The organism is Cupriavidus sp. 05L310, from assembly GCF_056398185.1.
In genome coordinates this window covers 23,938-40,282 of record NZ_JBFTOX010000040.1, presented here as the reverse complement: position 1 = coordinate 40,282, position 16,345 = coordinate 23,938, and the positions used below count along the sequence as shown (strand labels likewise).

General features: G+C 65.0%; 18 protein-coding genes. 7 read left to right on the top strand and 11 right to left on the bottom strand.

What is annotated here, in order from left to right; genetic code table 11:
* Positions 1 to 2: 2 nt before the first annotated feature.
* Positions 3 to 1,070 carry a S1C family serine protease gene (locus AC1DS6_RS26725; RefSeq protein WP_441628764.1) on the bottom strand — a complete coding sequence of 356 codons (1,068 nt, stop codon included), beginning with the start codon at positions 1,068 to 1,070 and terminating at the stop codon, positions 3 to 5.
* A gap of 461 nt (positions 1,071 to 1,531) precedes the next feature.
* Entirely contained in the window at positions 1,532 to 2,449 is a 918-nt protein-coding gene (locus AC1DS6_RS26720) for a LysR family transcriptional regulator (protein WP_477103505.1), read from the bottom strand.
* Positions 2,450 to 2,645: 196 nt separating this feature from the next.
* Between AC1DS6_RS26720 and AC1DS6_RS26715 the strand changes: the two genes are divergently transcribed.
* The 3 genes from AC1DS6_RS26715 (at position 2,646) to AC1DS6_RS26705 (ending at position 4,095) form a co-directional block, all read left to right on the top strand.
* The gene (locus tag AC1DS6_RS26715; RefSeq protein ID WP_477103504.1) at positions 2,646 to 3,410 is read left to right on the top strand and encodes an SDR family oxidoreductase; all 765 of its coding nucleotides are present in this window, start codon (positions 2,646 to 2,648) and stop codon (positions 3,408 to 3,410) included.
* 71 nt (positions 3,411 to 3,481) lie between these two features.
* The gene (locus AC1DS6_RS26710; RefSeq protein WP_441628760.1) at positions 3,482 to 3,718 is read left to right on the top strand and encodes a type II toxin-antitoxin system Phd/YefM family antitoxin; all 237 of its coding nucleotides are present in this window, start codon (positions 3,482 to 3,484) and stop codon (positions 3,716 to 3,718) included.
* On the top strand, positions 3,718 to 4,095 hold the full coding sequence (locus AC1DS6_RS26705; protein ID WP_477103503.1) for a type II toxin-antitoxin system VapC family toxin: 378 nt from the start codon (positions 3,718 to 3,720) through the stop codon (positions 4,093 to 4,095). The genes AC1DS6_RS26710 and AC1DS6_RS26705 overlap by 1 nt, the downstream gene beginning before the upstream one ends.
* A 73-nt stretch (positions 4,096 to 4,168) precedes the next feature.
* On the opposite strand, the gene AC1DS6_RS26700 is transcribed toward AC1DS6_RS26705, so the two are convergent.
* Together AC1DS6_RS26700 and AC1DS6_RS26695 are read right to left on the bottom strand one after the other, a co-directional pair.
* Positions 4,169 to 4,459, bottom strand: coding sequence for a hypothetical protein (locus AC1DS6_RS26700; RefSeq protein ID WP_441628756.1), 291 nt, complete (start codon positions 4,457 to 4,459; stop codon positions 4,169 to 4,171).
* A 456-nt stretch (positions 4,460 to 4,915) separates the two neighbouring features.
* Positions 4,916 to 5,158 carry a hypothetical protein gene (locus AC1DS6_RS26695; RefSeq protein WP_441628754.1) on the bottom strand — a complete coding sequence of 81 codons (243 nt, stop codon included), beginning with the start codon at positions 5,156 to 5,158 and terminating at the stop codon, positions 4,916 to 4,918.
* Between the two features lie 191 nt (positions 5,159 to 5,349).
* Between AC1DS6_RS26695 and AC1DS6_RS26690 the strand changes: the two genes are divergently transcribed.
* Positions 5,350 to 5,988: a LysE family translocator gene (locus AC1DS6_RS26690; RefSeq protein ID WP_477103502.1), complete on the top strand. Its 639-nt coding sequence runs from the start codon at positions 5,350 to 5,352 to the stop codon at positions 5,986 to 5,988.
* A 13-nt stretch (positions 5,989 to 6,001) separates the two neighbouring features.
* Here AC1DS6_RS26690 and AC1DS6_RS26685 read toward each other — a convergent pair whose 3' ends face one another.
* The 4 genes from AC1DS6_RS26685 to AC1DS6_RS26670 all read right to left on the bottom strand — a co-directional run bounded on the left by AC1DS6_RS26685 (position 6,002) and on the right by AC1DS6_RS26670 (position 9,646).
* Positions 6,002 to 6,916 (bottom strand): glutaminase, encoded by a 915-nt coding sequence (locus AC1DS6_RS26685; protein ID WP_035859907.1) that lies wholly within the window; start codon positions 6,914 to 6,916, stop codon positions 6,002 to 6,004.
* A gap of 107 nt (positions 6,917 to 7,023) precedes the next feature.
* Positions 7,024 to 8,181 carry an MFS transporter gene (locus AC1DS6_RS26680; RefSeq protein ID WP_035859996.1) on the bottom strand — a complete coding sequence of 386 codons (1,158 nt, stop codon included), beginning with the start codon at positions 8,179 to 8,181 and terminating at the stop codon, positions 7,024 to 7,026.
* A gap of 294 nt (positions 8,182 to 8,475) precedes the next feature.
* Positions 8,476 to 9,168: an LrgB family protein gene (locus AC1DS6_RS26675; protein ID WP_441628747.1), complete on the bottom strand. Its 693-nt coding sequence runs from the start codon at positions 9,166 to 9,168 to the stop codon at positions 8,476 to 8,478.
* Positions 9,161 to 9,646, bottom strand: a complete 486-nt coding sequence (locus AC1DS6_RS26670; RefSeq protein WP_441628745.1) for a CidA/LrgA family protein — start codon at positions 9,644 to 9,646, stop codon at positions 9,161 to 9,163. The genes AC1DS6_RS26675 and AC1DS6_RS26670 overlap by 8 nt, the downstream gene beginning before the upstream one ends.
* 148 nt (positions 9,647 to 9,794) lie before the next feature.
* Here AC1DS6_RS26670 and AC1DS6_RS26665 point away from each other — a divergent pair, with 148 nt between their 5' ends.
* Complete coding sequence (locus tag AC1DS6_RS26665) at positions 9,795 to 10,688, top strand: LysR substrate-binding domain-containing protein (RefSeq protein WP_477103501.1); 894 nt, start codon at positions 9,795 to 9,797, stop codon at positions 10,686 to 10,688.
* 178 nt (positions 10,689 to 10,866) lie between these two features.
* On the opposite strand, the gene AC1DS6_RS26660 is transcribed toward AC1DS6_RS26665, so the two are convergent.
* Positions 10,867 to 11,739: a LysR family transcriptional regulator gene (locus AC1DS6_RS26660; protein ID WP_276289875.1), complete on the bottom strand. Its 873-nt coding sequence runs from the start codon at positions 11,737 to 11,739 to the stop codon at positions 10,867 to 10,869.
* Positions 11,740 to 11,933: 194 nt separating this feature from the next.
* Between AC1DS6_RS26660 and AC1DS6_RS26655 the strand changes: the two genes are divergently transcribed.
* Both AC1DS6_RS26655 and AC1DS6_RS26650 read left to right on the top strand, forming a co-directional pair.
* Positions 11,934 to 12,920, top strand: coding sequence for a zinc-binding dehydrogenase (locus AC1DS6_RS26655; protein WP_477103500.1), 987 nt, complete (start codon positions 11,934 to 11,936; stop codon positions 12,918 to 12,920).
* A gap of 26 nt (positions 12,921 to 12,946) precedes the next feature.
* Complete coding sequence (locus AC1DS6_RS26650; RefSeq protein WP_441628739.1) at positions 12,947 to 13,444, top strand: YybH family protein; 498 nt, start codon at positions 12,947 to 12,949, stop codon at positions 13,442 to 13,444.
* A gap of 150 nt (positions 13,445 to 13,594) precedes the next feature.
* On the opposite strand, the gene AC1DS6_RS26645 is transcribed toward AC1DS6_RS26650, so the two are convergent.
* Positions 13,595 to 14,848 carry a M20/M25/M40 family metallo-hydrolase gene (locus AC1DS6_RS26645; RefSeq protein ID WP_477103499.1) on the bottom strand — a complete coding sequence of 418 codons (1,254 nt, stop codon included), beginning with the start codon at positions 14,846 to 14,848 and terminating at the stop codon, positions 13,595 to 13,597.
* A 115-nt stretch (positions 14,849 to 14,963) separates the two neighbouring features.
* A complete protein-coding gene (locus AC1DS6_RS26640) occupies positions 14,964 to 16,223 on the bottom strand; it encodes a glutamate carboxypeptidase (RefSeq protein ID WP_477103498.1) in 1,260 nt (419 codons plus the stop codon).
* Between the last annotated feature and the right edge of the window lie 122 nt (positions 16,224 to 16,345).

The window sequence follows — 16,345 nt, the reverse complement described above, 5'->3', positions numbered from 1 at the left end:
GATCAGGATCCCTGCATCGAATAGGTGAAGAAATAGCTGCCGGAAACCGAGCGCATGGTATAGGTCTGCCCGTACCTGACGAGCTGATAGCAATGTTGCATCCCAATGAATCTGGGGTTGCCCATGTCGAAACAGACTTCGTTGCTCTCCGGCATAATGCGCCAGCGGCCATCGGAATAGCCCCGCGTCTGCATGTTGGTTACGCCGAAAGCCCCGTTCTGCTTGAATTCAAGCTCAAGCGGTGTGCCATTTGGCGAGATGGCGACGATGCGCGTCAGATTCGCAAAATGGCTGCTCAGATCATCCCCGGACAACCGCTGGCCCGGCTCGGCCGCGGGTCTTGCTGTGCCCCTGGGGCTGCTGGCCGCCACGATCGGCGCAGGAGGGGCAGCGCTCTCGGCGCGGAACTTCGCCAGGGCCACTTTAGCTCGCGCTGGCACCTCGGCGATCCACTCCGCCGGAATGGCGAAGTTAAGATTCTGCGCCTCGCGAATCGTGAGGTAAGGTATGCCGAGCAAGCGACCTTCGGTATCGAACAGCCCTCCACCGCTAGATCCGCCGGAAATCGGGGCACTGATCTGGATGCGCGACAGCTTGTCATCCCTGTCCCGATTCAGCGCTGCCACCAAGCCGTCGCTCAGTGTCAACTCCATCCCACTCGGCGCGCCGATGGCAAATACCCGCTGACCGACCTTCAGCGTCGAAGCCGGCGCAATCTTGACCGCCGGGGCAACCAGGCCCTTGGCTCGGAGGATGCACAGATCCCGCTCCACGTCGGCATGCACAAGACGTGCCTCGTGCAGCGTGTTCTCATGCTTGATGGAGATGGCCTTTCCCTGCGCCAGCACGTGGCAATTGGTGACCAGCTCTTCCTGCCCGATCACCACCGAGCTGCCCAACTTGATGCGCTGGCCTTGCGCGTTGTAGACGCTGACCAGCCAGATGCTGGGTGAGCGTTTTTCGTAGAGCTCGCCGGCGTCCATCGCCAGGCACGACGCGGCGGACAGGAACCCGCCCATTAGCAACGCAATATGCCAGTGCAGCTTCCTGATCTTGAAATGGATTCCCATACTTGCCGTATTTCTACGCGTCGCTGCGTTTGTTTACCCGCCCCGCCTATTCGGCTTCTGCCAGCCCAATTGGCGAGCGGCCTCGCTTCTTTTCAGGCAGCGCCAATAATAAGCTAAAGCATGACTCGCACGCCAGCCTCCCGCTGGTGGGATTATTGTCTCTAGCCAAATTCATTTAAACGCGCCTTGACATGTATTAACAAGTCATCAGCCGTGGGATTTTTCGTCAGGGTCGTTCTTGCGAATGCATCAAATTTTCGACTTGGTGTGTCAACCAAACTACGGCAATCCTCACTCCATGCACTCAGGGCCAATGCCAATGACGACACTGACTTCATCCTGAATATCCATGCAGCCTTCCCCGGAAATCGGCGATGAACCTTTTTACGGGCCGCAGCGCGGGTAGACACGGTGCAAAGTCACGCCACCGCCTGGCACGAATGCTATCGCGCCGCAAGCGGTCATTCCGCTGGACGGCCCGCTGCATCCCAGTACGGCGGGTCGCCGATAGCCTCCCGTATGCATTGCACAAAGGCGCGCAGCTTGGCCGAAGCACGCTGGCCCTCGGGGTGCGCCACGTAGATGGATTCCGCCGCCGCCTGAACGCCCGCGTCGATCACCTGCAGCGCACCGGAACGGATCGATGCGCCGACGATAAACGTTGGGAGCAACGCGATGCCCAGGCCCGCCAGGGCGGCGTCGTGCATCATGTCGCCGTTATTGACGCGCAACGCAACGTGCGTGCGAACCGACAGCGCGCCATCCGGGCCCGCGAGGCGCCAGTCGGCCACGCCCCGGTTGACGTAGAAGATGCCACGGTGCTGCTGCAGGTCCTCGATGGCGCGAGGCGTGCCCTGCCGTGCCAGATAGGCCGGCGACGCAACCAGGACACGCCGGCTCGGGGCAAGCTGCCACGCCACCAGCCGCGAATCCTCCAGCGCGCCGTGCCTGACCACGGCATCGTAGCGCTCGGCGGCCGCGTCCACGCGGCGGTCATCCAGGTCCAGCGTCAGTTCCAGCTTCGGGTGCCTGGCAAGAAAGGGATAGAGCGCAGGGCCGAGATGCATGCGGCCAAACGTCACCGGCGCGGAGATCCGCAAGGGGCCGGCCAGGCTGCCGCGCCGCTCGGCCATGTCGGAGGTGGCCTCCTCGACCTCACGCATGATGCGTGCCGCCCGCGCCAGGAATGCCAGGCCGTCTTCGGTCAGGCTGAGCTTGCGGGTAGTCCGGTGCACCAGGGTGGTGCCCAGCTGCCGCTCGATATCGGCCAACCGCTCGCTGACAACGGATTTCGACAATTGCAGGCGGCGCGCCGCTTCGCTGATCGACCCGGACTCCGCGATGGCCACGAAGCTGGCGACGCCCTCAAGTTTCAACATTGTCCGGTTTTCCCGAAAAGCAGTTCCGTGATTCGCACTCTACCGCGAGCAGCCACGGCGAACCATACTGGGTACCGAAAGCGAAAGGTGATCCGGCGTTGCCGCGACTCACTATGCTGATTATTCGAAACGCAAAACCTATGCATCAAAGCGCCCCAATGCGACGTTGTCGCCAGGCGCAAACCAGGAGATCGAAATGGGACGCTTGTCCGGAAAAACTGCCATTGTCACCGGAGCCAGTTCCGGCATCGGCCGCGCCACGGCGCTGTTGTTCGCCGCCGAGGGCGCCAGGGTTGTGGTTGGTGCGCGCCGCGCGAGCGAACTGGACCAACTGGTCTCGGAAATCCACGCGGCCGGAGGCGAAGTGGCGGCGCTGGCCGGCGACGTACGCTTGGAGGACTATGCCCGGGCGCTGGTAGCGCTGGCCGTCGAGCGCTACGGGCGGCTGGATATCGCCTTCAACAATGCAGGCACTCTGGGCGAAGGCGGCCCCAGCACCGAAGTGTCCGAGACGGGCTGGAGCGACGCCATTGCCATCAACCTGACCGGCGCCTTCCTGGGTGCCAAGCACCAGATCGCGCAGATGCTCAGGAATGGTGGCGGCTCGGTAATCTTCACATCCACCTTCGTCGGCTACACCTTCGCCTTTCCGGGGGTGGCCGCCTACGCAGCCAGCAAGTCCGGCCTGATCGGGCTGACGCAGGCGCTGGCGGCCGAGTTCGGCCCGCAAGGGGTGCGCGTCAATGCGATCCTGCCGGGCGCGGTGGATACGGAGATGTACCGCACGATGAACGACACCGCGGAATCGCAGAGCTTCATCACCAACCTCCACGCGCTCAAGCGCGTGGCAAAGCCCGAGGAACTGGCACGGTCGGTGTTGTACCTGGCGTCGGATGACTCGGCCTTCGTGACCGGCACGGCTTCGCTGGTCGATGGGGGTGCGTCGATTACGCGGACTTGACGTTCCGGCCGGCCAGTATTGACGACCTTGTCCTAGTGGACTAATATGGGCTTAGTCCACTAGGAGCACTTATGCAGGTCGTTAATATCCACGATGCCAAGACGAACTTCTCCCGGCTAGTCGATGCCGCTGCCGGGGGCGAAGAGATTATTATCGCCAAGGCCGGGAAGCCCGCAGCCCGGCTGGTCCCGATGGAGCGCGTTAAACCAACGCGCCGCTTCGGTACGTTGAAAGGAAAGGTTCATATCGCGGACGACTTCGACGCGCCGCTGCCCGATGACGTGATCGCTGCATTCGAGGGGCGTTGATGCGCCTTCTGCTCGATACGCACATCTACCTGTGGGTCGTGACAGATGACCGCAGACTCCCGAAGACTGCTCGCGAGATGATTGCAAATGCCGAGCACGTCTTCGTAAGCAGTGCGAGCATCTGGGAGGCATCAATCAAAGTCGGTTTAGGCAAGCTGGACGCCGACGTGAATCAGTTGGTGTCAGCCATAGAAACAAGCGGTTTCTCGGAGCTGCCGGTGCGGGCTGTGCATGGTGCAGCGGTGCGCGATCTTCCCGATATTCACCGCGACCCGTTCGATCGGCTTTTGGTTGCCCAAGCAATGAGTGAGCCCCTCCGGCTGGTGACTTCTGACGGTCGCCTCGCCGGCTACACCGATCTTGTTGTGACCGTCTAGGAAAATACGCTAGCGGATTGCTACTACGGCTACCTCGACTGCTCCTCGCCAGCAGATCCGCAGCACGCTGGCATCACCCCTCGCCACCCTCCCCCTGCTCATCCAACGCGGCCAGTTCGCTCAGCACCAGCGTCTCGTGCGCGAGCACGGTCGCCAGCGAGAGCAAATGGCCCTGCGTTTCTTCAGTCAGGTTGCAAAGGGTGCCGCCGGCAGCGTTCTCGATGGCTACGGACAACAGCGCGTTGAGTTGCGCGGTCTTCTCGGCGGCGAGGCTTAGCGGGCTTTCGGATGGGGCATGCGCGGTCAGGAACGTGTCGCGACCTGCGCGTTGGGCGGTGATGTTGTAGCGCGGGTAGTCATACATCGTGCGCCCTCCGTTGGGACGCGCTCGGGCGCTGGCAGATGACGGGAGCGTTGGGACAGGCGAGTTGCCCGGAATGGGCGAGCGAAGACTGGGGCATGGGAGTGCCTCCTTCTTAAGCGATTTCAACCCCGTTCCCCGCTGTCAATCGGGGTGGGCGGGCGCAAGGCGAGGTTGACAGACCGGAAAGAAGGAACCGGCGAGCCCGAAGGCTCCCCCGCCCAGGCCCACCCATAGGGGCGTGCAAAGGCGCGACGGACATAAAAATGCCGCTTGGTGGCGGCTGTCCGCCTTCTTTTCGGGCTGTCAAACCCGGCCGCTGTGGTTGCAGCGACGTGCGAAGTATAGCGTGGGGTGGCGCAGCCCAAACTGGCCGCAACAAAAAGTCACACCCCTGCCTTGATCAACCGCCACATGCATCAGAACGATGCCGATGCCGTAAAGCCGTTCAACCGCAACCTACAGCAGCCGCTTGGCCAACTCCGCGCCATGGGCAAAGCCAGCCGTCTCGGCCGCCTCCGCCGTCGGGAACAGGTCCGTCACCTTCGATGACTCCAGCAAGGTCCCTGCAGCCCGGATATTCGTGCCGGGGCGGCAGACCCGGACCGTGTACTCCCAGACGTTGGGCGTTCTGGGCCGCACCTGCACCTGTACCTCGTGTGTCTCAAAAACCCGCTTCTTCCATGCAATCTCTTTGATCATCGCTGTCTCCGATTCTTATTGGAGAATCGCAACGTCGCCAAGGGCACGCCATTCGTTGAATCGTGCCCGTCACAAGCGCCATGACGCCTGCGGGCTATCGTTGGAATCTATCCGCCATCGTATCAAAAGTTGGTATGTCTGCTCTATGATGCCAGGCAATGTCGCCGCCCTGCCGCACGCCAGATCAGACCATGACACTCGCCACCCTGCTCCTGTTTCTCTTTGCTTCCGCCGTGACCATCGCCACGCCCGGCCCCACCGTCCTGCTCGCCCTGAATAACGGCTCGCGGCATGGCGTGCGCAAGGCAGCGTGGGGCATGGCGGGCGCGATCGCTGCAGATATCATCCTGATCGCCACCGTTGCGGCCGGGCTTGGCGCAGTAATCGCAGCATCCGAGTTTGCCTTCGCGTTGATCAAATGGTTTGGCGCAGCCTACCTGGCCTATGTGGGATGGAAACTGCTGCGCTCCGGCAATGTACCGGCCACGGCACCGGCGGAATTCGCGGCGGCCGTGGATAGCGGCCGGGCACATGTGTTGTTTTCACGCAGCTTCCTGGTAGCCGTCACCAACCCGAAGGCGTTGCTGTTTATTTCGGCGTTCCTGCCGCAGTTCATCGACACCAGCGCGTCCTTGCTCCCACAGTACGCCGTTTTGACGATCGCGCAATGCTTGCTGAACCTGCTGGCCATGCTGGTGTACGCGGCACTTGGCGCCAGGATCGTGCACGCCTTCCACGGCGCCGGCATGCGCTGGCTGAATCGCGTATCCGGCGGCACGCTGATGGCGCTGGCGGGCGGACTGGCGCTGTTCCGCCGCGCACAGGACTGAGGCCCCGCCGGGCTCAGAAAATCGAATGCCCGCTTAGCGTAGTCAGCCACTCCAGCGCCTGCACACCCGCCAGCGAGTTGCCGCTGTGGTCCAGCCCCGGCGACCACACGCACACCGCCCAGCGCCCCGGCAGCACCGCCACGATGCCGCCGCCCACGCCGCTCTTGGCCGGCAAACCCACCCGGTAGACAAAATCGCCCGCGGCATCGTAGGTGCCGCAGGTGAGCATCAGGGCCGAAAGCCGCTTGGCAGGGCTGGCGCCGAGCACGCGCTCGCCGCTCCAGGGCACCACGCCGCCGTGCGCAAGGAACAGCGCCGCGCGCGCCAGGTCTTCGCAGGTCATGGCAATGGCGCACTGGCGGCAATAGGCGTCAATGACTTTGTCCACCGGCATATCCAGCCGGCCAAAATCCTTCATGAAGTAAGCCATGGCGCGATTGCGGTCCGCGTGCTCGCGCTCGGACTGCGCCACCTTCGGGTCGTAGTCGATGGCCGGGTTATTGCTGAGCCGGCGGATGAACTGCACCAGCGCGGTCTCCGCCTGGACGAAGCGGCTGCACAGTACGTCCGTCACCACCAGCGCGCCGGCGTTGATAAAGGGGTTGCGCGGCTTGCCTTGCTCGTACTCCAGCTGCACCAGCGAGTTAAAGGCATTGCCCGAAGGCTCTCGCCCTACCCGCTGCCACAGGTCCTCCCCCAGCAACTGGAAAGCCAGCGTGCAGGCGAACAGCTTGGAAATGCTCTGGATCGAAAACGGCACCGCGGCGTCGCCCACGCAATGGCTGCGGCCATCGGCAAACACCAGCGCCATGCCGAAACGCGTGGCGGGCACCTTGCTCAGTTCGGGGATGTAGTCCGCCACCCGCCCTTGGCCCAGCAGGGGCGCGATGTCGCGGTGGATGCGTTGGAGGATGTGTGCGTAGTCCATGCCGGGGTCGCCGAGCCGCTCTGTTCCGGGCCGCCGCGGGCCGGACAACATCCGGGCCGCCAGCGGGTTCCGCGTATCGTACAACGAGACATGGCCTTGCAGCGGCCTTACGCCGCCACCCGCCGGCCCCGGTCCAGCGAGGCCGACACGCCAACCGCCAGCAATGCCAGCGCGGCCACCGCCGCACCCAGCCAGGGCAGTTGTGTCAGCGGCAGGCCCGCGCTGATCATCAACCCGCCCAGCCACGCGCCGGTGGCGTTGCCCAGGTTGAAGGCGCCCTGGTTCAGCGTGGAAGCCAGGTTGGGCGCGCCCTTGGCCTTGTCGAGCACGCGCACCTGCGTGGCGGGCACCACCGCAAAGCTCACCATGCCCCAGACAAACAGCGTGAACAGCGTCGGCACCGGAAAATGGCTGGTCCACGAGAACACCAGTTGCACCACCGCCACCGCTGCCAGCAGGCTGGCAAGCGCCGGCATCAGCTTCCAGTCGGCCAGCTTGCCGCCGGCCAGGCCGCCCACGGTGATGCCTGCGCCGAACAGCAGCAGCACCATGCTCTCCTGCTGCGCGGTGAAGCCGGTCACGTCGCGCAGGATGTAGGCGATATACGTAAACACCGTGAACATGCTGACCGAAGCCAGCGTGCTGATCAGCAACGCAAGCTGGACCTGGGCCGCGCCGATCGAGCGGAATTCGCGCAGGATGCTGCCGGCCTGCATCGGAATGGCCTTTGGCAGCCATGCCACCAGCGCCGTGGCGGCGGCCACGCCGATCACGGTGACAGCCCAGAACGTGGAGCGCCAGCCCATCAGGTGGCCGAAGGCGGTGCCAAACGGCACGCCCAGCACATTGGCCACCGTCAGGCCGGTGAACATCAGCGCGACAGCCTGCGCGCGCTTCTCGCGCGGGACCAGCTCGGCGGCCACCACCGCACCAATGCCGAAAAAGGCGGCATGGCAGAACGCCGTGACCACGCGCGCGGCCATCAGCAGTGCATAGTTGGGCGCCAGCGCGCACAACGCATTGCCGAGGATGAACAAGCCCATCAACCCGACCAGCGCGGTCTTGCGCGGCCACCTGGCGGTGAGGATGGCGAGGATAGGCGCGCCCACGGCCACGCCGATGGCATAGCCGGAAACCAGCATGCCGGCAGCCGGCGCGGAGACGCCTAGATCGGCGGCGACATCGGGCAACAGCCCCATGATGACGAATTCGGTGGTGCCAATGCCAAAGGCCGCGGCAGCCAGCGCGAGTAGCGGTAATCGCATGATGTTGTTATTGAAGGACGAGAGAGATCGGCGAAGCTTGCGCGCCCGGCGGAGATGGACGTTGCGCACGCCGCGGCGAAAAGGACAGCACGCCGCGTGCATGTGAAAAGCGCTTTGCGGCGCGCCGGCACGATTGCGCAAGTCCGGCATTCTGCGCCAATTTCGCGCGGGACGTTGGCCGCCCCGCTAAAAACCTTGTGCCCGAAGCGGTCACAAGGCGACTGGCTACGCAGTACTACTCAGCGGTTTCGCCCGTGCATTTCCGTCGACCGCGCAGTACTACGCAAAGCCGCCTCAAAAGAACACGCTGCGGATCAGCGGTGCCGCCAACACGCTGACCAGCCCGGCGATCATCATCACCAGCGATGCCACCACGCCTTGCACTTCGCCAAGCTGGCGCGCCTTGGCCGTACCGGCGCCGTGCGCGGCGGCGCCAAAGATGGCGCCCTGCGCCAGCCGGCTGCGTACCGAAGGCAGGCAGGCCAGCACGGCCTCGCCGATGGCCATGCCCGTCAGCCCGGTGATCACGACAAAGATCGCGGCTAGATCAGGCGGCCCGCCCAGCGCGCGCACCGCATCCACGGCGAACGGCGTCGTCACCGAACGCACCGCCAGGCCCTTCTGCAGCATCACCGACAAGCCGAAACCGCGCGCCAGCCAGACCGAACTGACCACCGAGGTCAGCACCGCAGCCAGCACGCCGAGCGAAATCGACAGCCAGTGCTGGCGCACCAGCTTGCGGTGATCGTAGATCGGCAACGCGAAAGCGATGGTGGCCGGGCCGAGCAGCCACATCAGCCAGCGCGTGTCCGCGATGTAGTCGCGATAGGGAATATGGGCAGCCAGCACCAGCGCGATCAGCACCACGGGTGTAGCCAGCAGCGGCATCAGCCACAGGCGGGCGCGGCGCGCATAGAGGCGCTTGTTGAAGTAATAGAAGGCAACGGTAGCCACCAGGCTCAGCGCCGCCAGCGCGGTGTCATGCATGACGCTGCTGCCCGTTGCGGGTGGCGTTGCTCGCGCGGCGCGCCAGCCTTAGCTCCAGCCGGTACACCTGCTCCACCACCAGTGCCGTCACCACCATCACCGCCAGCGTGCTCAGGGCGATCACCGCGCAGATGCGCCAACCCTGGTGCCTGACCAGCTCCCGATACTGCACCACCGCCAGCACCGCCGGGATAAAGAACAGCAGCATCTCGCCCAGCAGCCAGTCCGCGCCGCGCCGCACCCAGCCGCCGCGCACCGCGCCACTGAACAGCAGCGCCGCCAGCGCCAGCAGCCCGAGCAGACCGGCCGGCAACGGCAGCCCGAGGCGCACGCGCAGCCAGTCGGCCAGCAACCACAGCGCCGACAGCGCCGCCACCTGGGTGAGCCCGATCGCGCCCGCACGCAGGCGGCCGAAGGCCGGCATCGGCGGCGGTACGGATGAGGCGGCGGCCGGGGTGGAGGGGACAGCGCTTTGCATGGTTCGAGTCAGTCTATTGCGCCAGGGACGAAGTGGCAGTGACGCTAGTGTACGGAGAGCCATTCGATATATAAAATGAATATAAATTATTGAATTGATGCCAGATCGGAATGGCAAATCCGGCATCGCACATTCCATCGGAGGCACCATGGATATCCGGGCCCTGCGTTACTTCGTGGAAGTCGTCCGCCAGAACGGCTTCACCCGCGCCGCCGAAACCCTGCACGTTACCCAGCCCACCATCAGCAAGATGGTCAAGAGCCTGGAAGACGAACTGGGCGGCCCGCTGCTGCTGCGCGAAGGCCGCACGGTGCGGTTGACCGACGCCGGCGAGGTTGTGTTCGCGCGCAGCCAGGCGGTGCTGGCCGAAGTGGCGCGGCTGCGCCAGGAGGTGGCCGAGGTGGACGGCATGGCGCGCGGCGAACTGAAGGTAGGCATTCCCCCCATGGCCGGGCGTTACCTTGCCCCGGTAATCGGTGCCTATCGCCGCCAGTACCCCGGCGTGAAGCTGCGGCTGGGCGAGCAAGGCGGGCGCGCACTGGAAGAAGGCGTGGCCGCGGGCGAACTGGACCTGGGGGTGACGGTGCTGCCCGCCGCCGTGGCGGGCCTGGCCAGCCTGACCGTGACACGCCAGGCGCTGGTCGCGGTGTTTCCCGGCGAGCGCGCGCCGCGCAAGGCCGGCCCGGTCCGGCTGGCGGATCTGGCTGGTCTGCCCTTTGTGATGTATGAAGATGACTTTGTGCTCTACCGGGTCATCCTGAACGCATGCGAGGCTGCTGGTTTTACGCCGCAGATTGCGGGGCAGAGCCGGCATTGGGACTTTATCGGGGAACTGGTGGCGGCCGATGTGGGCGTGGCAATCTTGCCGGCGCCGATAGCAGGCCAGCTGGATCCGGCACGCGTGGCGATCCGGCCGTTGGTTGCGCCGCAGTTGACGTGGGAGTTGGGGCTGGTCTGGCGGGAAGGCTATTTGTCGCGCGCCGCGCGGGCCTGGCTGGCTTGTTGCGAGCAGGCCTTCGGCACTGCCCGCAGATCCGTCTGACCTGATGCGCGGCCAATTTGCGTCCGGCCAGCTTGCGCGGCGCAAGCGAAGGAGGCGATGCCCTGGTCGCGGTCACATCGACCAATGGTGGTCGACCCAGATTGGACAACCGGGCTACGCAACAGCATTTTGTTCGTCCTGCCGACTGGTACTCCGTGGGACGTGCCGATGCCTGAACCTAGAGGAAGGATGGCAACTGCGCCTGGCAAAAGTCCAGATAGGACCTGACGATTGCGGACGGATGACGATGCGAGGGATATAGCAAATTGAGTTCCTGCACAGGCAAGGGGTGTTCTGGCAGCAGGGTCACAAGGTTCTTCTCCCGAATGGCGCTGGCAGCCATGAACGGGGGCAGTTCTGTGACGACCTCACCGGCAAGCGCCCGGCTGCGCAGGTGCGCATAGTCATTTGCGGACAGTACCGCCGCGGGGCTATGTTCGGACGAACCCAGGCGCCAGACAGTTGGAGCATTCGAGCCCTGGTTCCATACCGCGCAGGGAAAGCGATGCAAAGCCTCGGGCGTCTCCGGCATGCCAAGACGCTCGACGAGGGCCGGACTTGCGACCAGGACATGACGATAGGACAGGACGCGCCGCGCGACCATGGTCTCGTGTGCAATTGTCCCAACGCGCAGCGCAACGTCGATGCCATCCTCGACGAGATCGACGCGCCGGTCGGTCGTGAAAATATGCAGGCGGATATCGGGACACTGGCGTTGAAATGCCGCAAGCAGGTCCCACCAGGGTTCGAATGACGGCGGTAGCGATAACCTCAGCCGTCCCTTGAGGCGTGTCTGGTCGCTCATGACGGCCTGCTCCGCCTCCAGCAGGGCCTCGATGCCACGACTGGCGTGCTCATAGAGGCGCGCCCCGGCGTCCGTGAGCCTGGTTCCACGCACTGAACGCTCCAACAACTGCACGTTCAATTGCCGCTCCAGTTCCCGAAGCCGGCGGCTTAGTGTTGGCAGCGGTACGCCCATGCGACTTGCAGCGGCGGAGAGACTCCCCGCCTGCACCACTTCCACAAACATCTCCACGGCATTGAGGTCCATTCTTTACCTCTCAAAAATGAGAGGAATGTTACCAAAATCAACGGTTTTCTTCCGACATTGAATAGGCGAAAGTTGCTTCCAGGCGCTGGCCCCCTGGCCAGCATCTTCAACTGAACCAGGAGTTACGCACATGTCAAAGATCCGGCATTCCCGTCTTGCCAGCCCTTCACCCCGCCACTGAAGAGAGACCAGCCATGAAAGCCTATGTCATCGAACAAGCAGGCGGCCCCGAAGTCCTGCAAATGCGTGAGATTGCATCCCCGGAGCCAGCGGCGGACGAAGTTTTGATCCGCGTGCGCGCATTTGGTTTGAATCGCGCCGAAGCCTATCTGCGGGCCGGGAAAATGGGGCCGATCACCGCGCCACGCGTGCCAGGCATCGAAGCCGTCGGCGAGATCGTCGACGATCCCGCGGGCGTGTTTCGCACCGGTCAGCGCGTCGCCACGGCCATGGGCGGCATGCAATTCACGCGAGGTGGCAGCTACGCCGAACAGATAGCCGTGTTGCGCAGCAATGTCATTGCCCTGGACAACATCTCCCTGACATGGGAGGAGCTTGCAGCCCTACCCGAAGCCTATCTGACCGCATGGGGTGCGCTGGAGAAGAGCCTTGCTGTCGAACGTGGTCAAACGTTGCTGATACGCGGCGCCACGTCGTCCGTCGGCCTTGCAGCGCTCACCTACGCCAAGGCGCTCGGCCTGAATGTCATTGCCACCACCCGCTCGCAGACGAATGCAGGGCGCCTGCGGGAAGCCGGCGCTGACAAGGTGGTCGTCGACACCGGCGAAATCGCAGCCGATGTCCGCCAGCTCGCATCGGAAGGCGTGGATGCGGCGCTGGAAGTCGTCGGCGCCACGACGCTGCGCGATACGGTCAAGACCCTGCGGCCGTTCGGGGCGGTCAGTGTTATCGGCTTGTTAGGGGGGCCGCCTGCCCTGGAGTCGTTTCACCTGATGCAAGACCTTCCCGCCGCGGTGCGCCTCAACTTTTTCCCGAGCGGCCTGCTGGGCACTGCCGCTTTGCCGCTGTCGGAATCGCCGCTGCCATGGATTGCGCAGGATCTCGCCAAAGGTCTCATTCCATCGACGCATGCCAGGACGTTCGATTTCGATGAAGTCCGCCAGGCCCACAGCCTGATGGAGAGCAACCGGGCCCTCGGCAAGCTCGTCGTGCGACTTTAGTCGCGACCGATTCCGAGGACAGCATCATGCGTAACATACTTCGTGTCCCGTTGGCTGCGGTTGCAGCGTCCATGCTGTTGCAGCCTGCTGCCCAGGGAGCCACGCCGGCATCGGAAGCCGCAGTGAGTACGGCCATATCCGGACAGCTCGCTCGTTACGAGCAGGCGCTGAACAGTGCCGACATCGAGCGGATCATGTCGCTCTATGCCCGCGACCCGGTATTCATGCCGCAAAACGGTTCGCCGGCCGTGGGCCGCGAGGCGGTCCGGCGCGCTTATGGGCATGTCTTCGACTCGATCAAGCTCAATGTGCGCTTCGAGATCGATGAGATCCGCCTGCTATCGGATGAGTGGGCCTATGCTCGTACCCGCTCACGCGGCACGGTGACGCGGCTGGGCAATGCAGTCCCGCCTGGGCCCGAAGCCAACCAGGAATTGTTCCTGCTGCGTCGCGAAGCCGATGGTCAGTGGCGATTCGCCCGCTACATCTTCTCGACCACCAACCCGCCGGCCCGACCGGACTGAGCGACCATGGCCACCTGCGCCCGACCCGGCGGATGGTGGCGTTGCGACGGCCCCGTCCTAACGAAAGAGATCCTGCCCTGCGGGCAGGCTGCAGGCAGGACTTCCACCCTGCCTGCAAACCCGCCGAACGCCCCCCCCTGCGGGACGGGATCAGTTGCGCCCGATCTCCTGAAGGATGCGCGTCAGCAGGTACAACCGCGGCACGATCGAATCGATCTCGATGTATTCGTCGCGCGCGTGGTAGCCGAAGCCCGCGAGGCCAAAGCTCTCCACCACCACGGCCTTGCCGGAACGCCCGGCGAAGCCCGCGTCGGTGCCGCCGCCGGTGCCTTCGGCCAGCGCCAGCTGGCGGCCGTCGAGTTCGGCGTAGATGGCTTGCGCGCGCTGCGCCAGTTCGCGGCCGCGTGCGTTGGCGACAAACGGCGGGCGGCCGGCTTCCATGGTCACCGTGGTCTGCGTGTCGGGGACGAGCTTGCCCTCCTCGACCTTCTTCTGCAGCGCGGCTTGCAGCTTCTCCGGGCCGTCCTTGACCGTCATGCGCACGTCGCCGATGGCGGTGGCACGCTCGGGGATCTGGTTGCGTACCTCGCCGGACTGGGCGGTGGTCCAGTTGAGCTGGGTGCCCGGCACCGATTTGGCCACGTCGCGCGTCTGCTGCAACTGGTAGGCCAGCTCGATCAGCGCATTGCGGCCCAGTTCCGGCGCGGCGCCGGCATGCGAGGCGCGGCCCTTCACCTCCATGGTGGCGGTGGCGGTGCCGCTGGCGCCCATCAACAGGGCTTCGGCCTTGACCACCGCCTTGGCGGCGGTCGGCTCGAACGACAGCACTACGTCATGCTGGTCGGCCAGGCTGGCGATGGTCTCGCCGGAACCGACCGAGCCCACTTCCTCGTCCGGGTTGAACAGGACGGTCAGTTGCGCGTAGTCCTGCCAGCCGGCCGCCTTGAGGATGGCCAGCGAATGCAGGATCACCGCGATGCCGCCCTTGTCGTCGGCGATGCCGGGGCCGTAAAGGCGGTTGCCTTCCTGCCTGATCGGCTGCGTCGCCAGCGTATTGGCCGGATAAACCGTGTCCATGTGGGCGATCAGCATGATGCGGCGCTTGCCCGTGCCGGTGAGCGTGCCCTTGACCATGGTGCCGGGGCCTTTTGTCACGGCGATGCGTTCGGTGCCGGCGCCGAGCGCCTTCAGGCGGCCTTCGGTATAGCTGGCCATCTGCGCCAGTCCCGCCGCGTTGGCGCTGCCGGACTCGATCGACACCATCTCCTTGAGCGACTGGATCACCGACGGCTCCGCGGTGCGCGCCGCGTCCAGCAACCGGGCATCCGCGGCGCAGGCGCTGCCGGTGGCGAGGGCAAGGACGGCCATGGCGGCATGCGTAAGCCGGCGCAAGGATGAATGCATGAAATCTCCCGTTGAGGATGTTTGTACTTGTGGATTCGTTCTTGCCAGTTTGCGCTGGCGGCGGCAACGCAAACGCGCCGCCGCCAATCATCGGCAGGTACGCGTCGGGCGCGCGTCAGTTGCGCCCGATCTCCTGCAGGATGCGCGACATCAGGTAGAGCCGCGGCACGATCGAATCGATTTCGATGTACTCGTCGCGCGCGTGGTAGCCGAAGCCCGCCAGGCCGAAGCTCTCCAGCACCGTGGGCTTGCCCGAGCGCGCGGCGTAGCCCGCGTCGGTGCCGCCGCCGGTCTGCGGCACCAGCGTCAGGTCACGGTCGATCTCCTTGTAGATGGCCTGCGCCCGCGCTGCCAGCGCGCGGCTGCGCTGGTCGGCCACGTACGGCGGATGGCCGGGCGTGAGGTTGAGCGTGGTTTCGGTGTCGGGAACCAGCTTGCTGGAGCCAAGCTTGGCCTGGAGCGCCGTCTGCAGTTTTTCCAGCGCGCCGGGCTGGGTCAGTCGGACATCGCCCACGGCTTCGGCCTTCTCGGTGATCTGGTTCAGCGGGCCGTTGGCGCTCGCGCGGGTCCAGACCAGCGCCGCGCCCGGCACGTCCTTGGCCACGTCGCGCGTCTGGAGCATCTGGTATGACAGTTCGTAAAGCGCATTGCGGCCCAGCTCCGGCGCGGCGCCGGCATGTGCCGCACGGCCTTTGACATCGAGCGTGGCGGTGGCGACGCCGGCGGAAGCCAGCAGCAGGGGTTGGCCTTTCATCACCACAGAGCCGGCCGAGGGCTCGCAGGAGAGCACCACGTCATACTGTTCGGCCAGCCTGGCGATGGTGTCGCCGGAACCGGGCGAGCCCACTTCCTCATCCGGGTTCAACAGCACCGTCAGCTCGGCGTAGTCCTTCCAGCCGGCCGCCTTGAGAATCGCCAGCGAATGCAGGATCACGGCGATGCCGCCCTTGTCATCGGCGATGCCGGGACCGTACAGGCGGTTGCCATCCAGCCTGATGGGCTGCGTCGCCAGCGTGTTCGGCCCGTAAACCGTATCCATGTGGGCGATCAGCATGATGCGGCGCTTGCCCGTGCCGGTGAACGTGCCCTTGACCATGGTGCCCGGGCCTTTGGTGACGGGGATGCGCTCGGTGCTGGCGCCCAGCGCCTTGAGCCGGCCTTCGGTGAAGCTGGCCATCTGCGCCAGGCCCGCCGCGTTGGCGCTGCCGGACTCGATCGACACCATGTCCTTGAGCGACTGGATCAGCCCGGGCTCGGCTGCGCGGGCCGCGTCCAGCAGTTGCGCATCGGCGGCGCGGGCGCTGCCGGCGGCACCGAGGGCCAGCGTGAGCGCGGCGACAGCGGTCTGGGTAAGTCGGCGCAGGGATGGCTGCATGAAGTCTCCTGTTGCTTGCATCGTTATTGTGGTCACGCGGGTTGCCCGCCGAGCGACGATGCTAGCCCTTGCGCGCGCGGCAAGGTAGGATCAATCCCGCCAATTGGAATGCCGATCCCGCC

What these genes read in the sequence shown, in the direction of transcription:
- AC1DS6_RS26725 (WP_441628764.1), bottom strand. Translation starts at nt 1,070, where the DNA reads ATGGGAATCCATTTCAAGATCAGGAAGCTGCACTGGCATATTGCGTTG.
- AC1DS6_RS26720 (WP_477103505.1), bottom strand. Translation starts at nt 2,449, where the DNA reads ATGTTGAAACTTGAGGGCGTCGCCAGCTTCGTGGCCATCGCGGAGTCC.
- AC1DS6_RS26715 (WP_477103504.1), top strand. Translation starts at nt 2,646, where the DNA reads ATGGGACGCTTGTCCGGAAAAACTGCCATTGTCACCGGAGCCAGTTCC.
- AC1DS6_RS26710 (WP_441628760.1), top strand. Translation starts at nt 3,482, where the DNA reads ATGCAGGTCGTTAATATCCACGATGCCAAGACGAACTTCTCCCGGCTA.
- AC1DS6_RS26705 (WP_477103503.1), top strand. Translation starts at nt 3,718, where the DNA reads ATGCGCCTTCTGCTCGATACGCACATCTACCTGTGGGTCGTGACAGAT.
- AC1DS6_RS26700 (WP_441628756.1), bottom strand. Translation starts at nt 4,459, where the DNA reads ATGTATGACTACCCGCGCTACAACATCACCGCCCAACGCGCAGGTCGC.
- AC1DS6_RS26695 (WP_441628754.1), bottom strand. Translation starts at nt 5,158, where the DNA reads ATGATCAAAGAGATTGCATGGAAGAAGCGGGTTTTTGAGACACACGAG.
- AC1DS6_RS26690 (WP_477103502.1), top strand. Translation starts at nt 5,350, where the DNA reads ATGACACTCGCCACCCTGCTCCTGTTTCTCTTTGCTTCCGCCGTGACC.
- AC1DS6_RS26685 (WP_035859907.1), bottom strand. Translation starts at nt 6,916, where the DNA reads ATGGACTACGCACACATCCTCCAACGCATCCACCGCGACATCGCGCCC.
- AC1DS6_RS26680 (WP_035859996.1), bottom strand. Translation starts at nt 8,181, where the DNA reads ATGCGATTACCGCTACTCGCGCTGGCTGCCGCGGCCTTTGGCATTGGC.
- AC1DS6_RS26675 (WP_441628747.1), bottom strand. Translation starts at nt 9,168, where the DNA reads ATGCATGACACCGCGCTGGCGGCGCTGAGCCTGGTGGCTACCGTTGCC.
- AC1DS6_RS26670 (WP_441628745.1), bottom strand. Translation starts at nt 9,646, where the DNA reads ATGCAAAGCGCTGTCCCCTCCACCCCGGCCGCCGCCTCATCCGTACCG.
- AC1DS6_RS26665 (WP_477103501.1), top strand. Translation starts at nt 9,795, where the DNA reads ATGGATATCCGGGCCCTGCGTTACTTCGTGGAAGTCGTCCGCCAGAAC.
- AC1DS6_RS26660 (WP_276289875.1), bottom strand. Translation starts at nt 11,739, where the DNA reads ATGGACCTCAATGCCGTGGAGATGTTTGTGGAAGTGGTGCAGGCGGGG.
- AC1DS6_RS26655 (WP_477103500.1), top strand. Translation starts at nt 11,934, where the DNA reads ATGAAAGCCTATGTCATCGAACAAGCAGGCGGCCCCGAAGTCCTGCAA.
- AC1DS6_RS26650 (WP_441628739.1), top strand. Translation starts at nt 12,947, where the DNA reads ATGCGTAACATACTTCGTGTCCCGTTGGCTGCGGTTGCAGCGTCCATG.
- AC1DS6_RS26645 (WP_477103499.1), bottom strand. Translation starts at nt 14,848, where the DNA reads ATGCATTCATCCTTGCGCCGGCTTACGCATGCCGCCATGGCCGTCCTT.
- AC1DS6_RS26640 (WP_477103498.1), bottom strand. Translation starts at nt 16,223, where the DNA reads ATGCAGCCATCCCTGCGCCGACTTACCCAGACCGCTGTCGCCGCGCTC.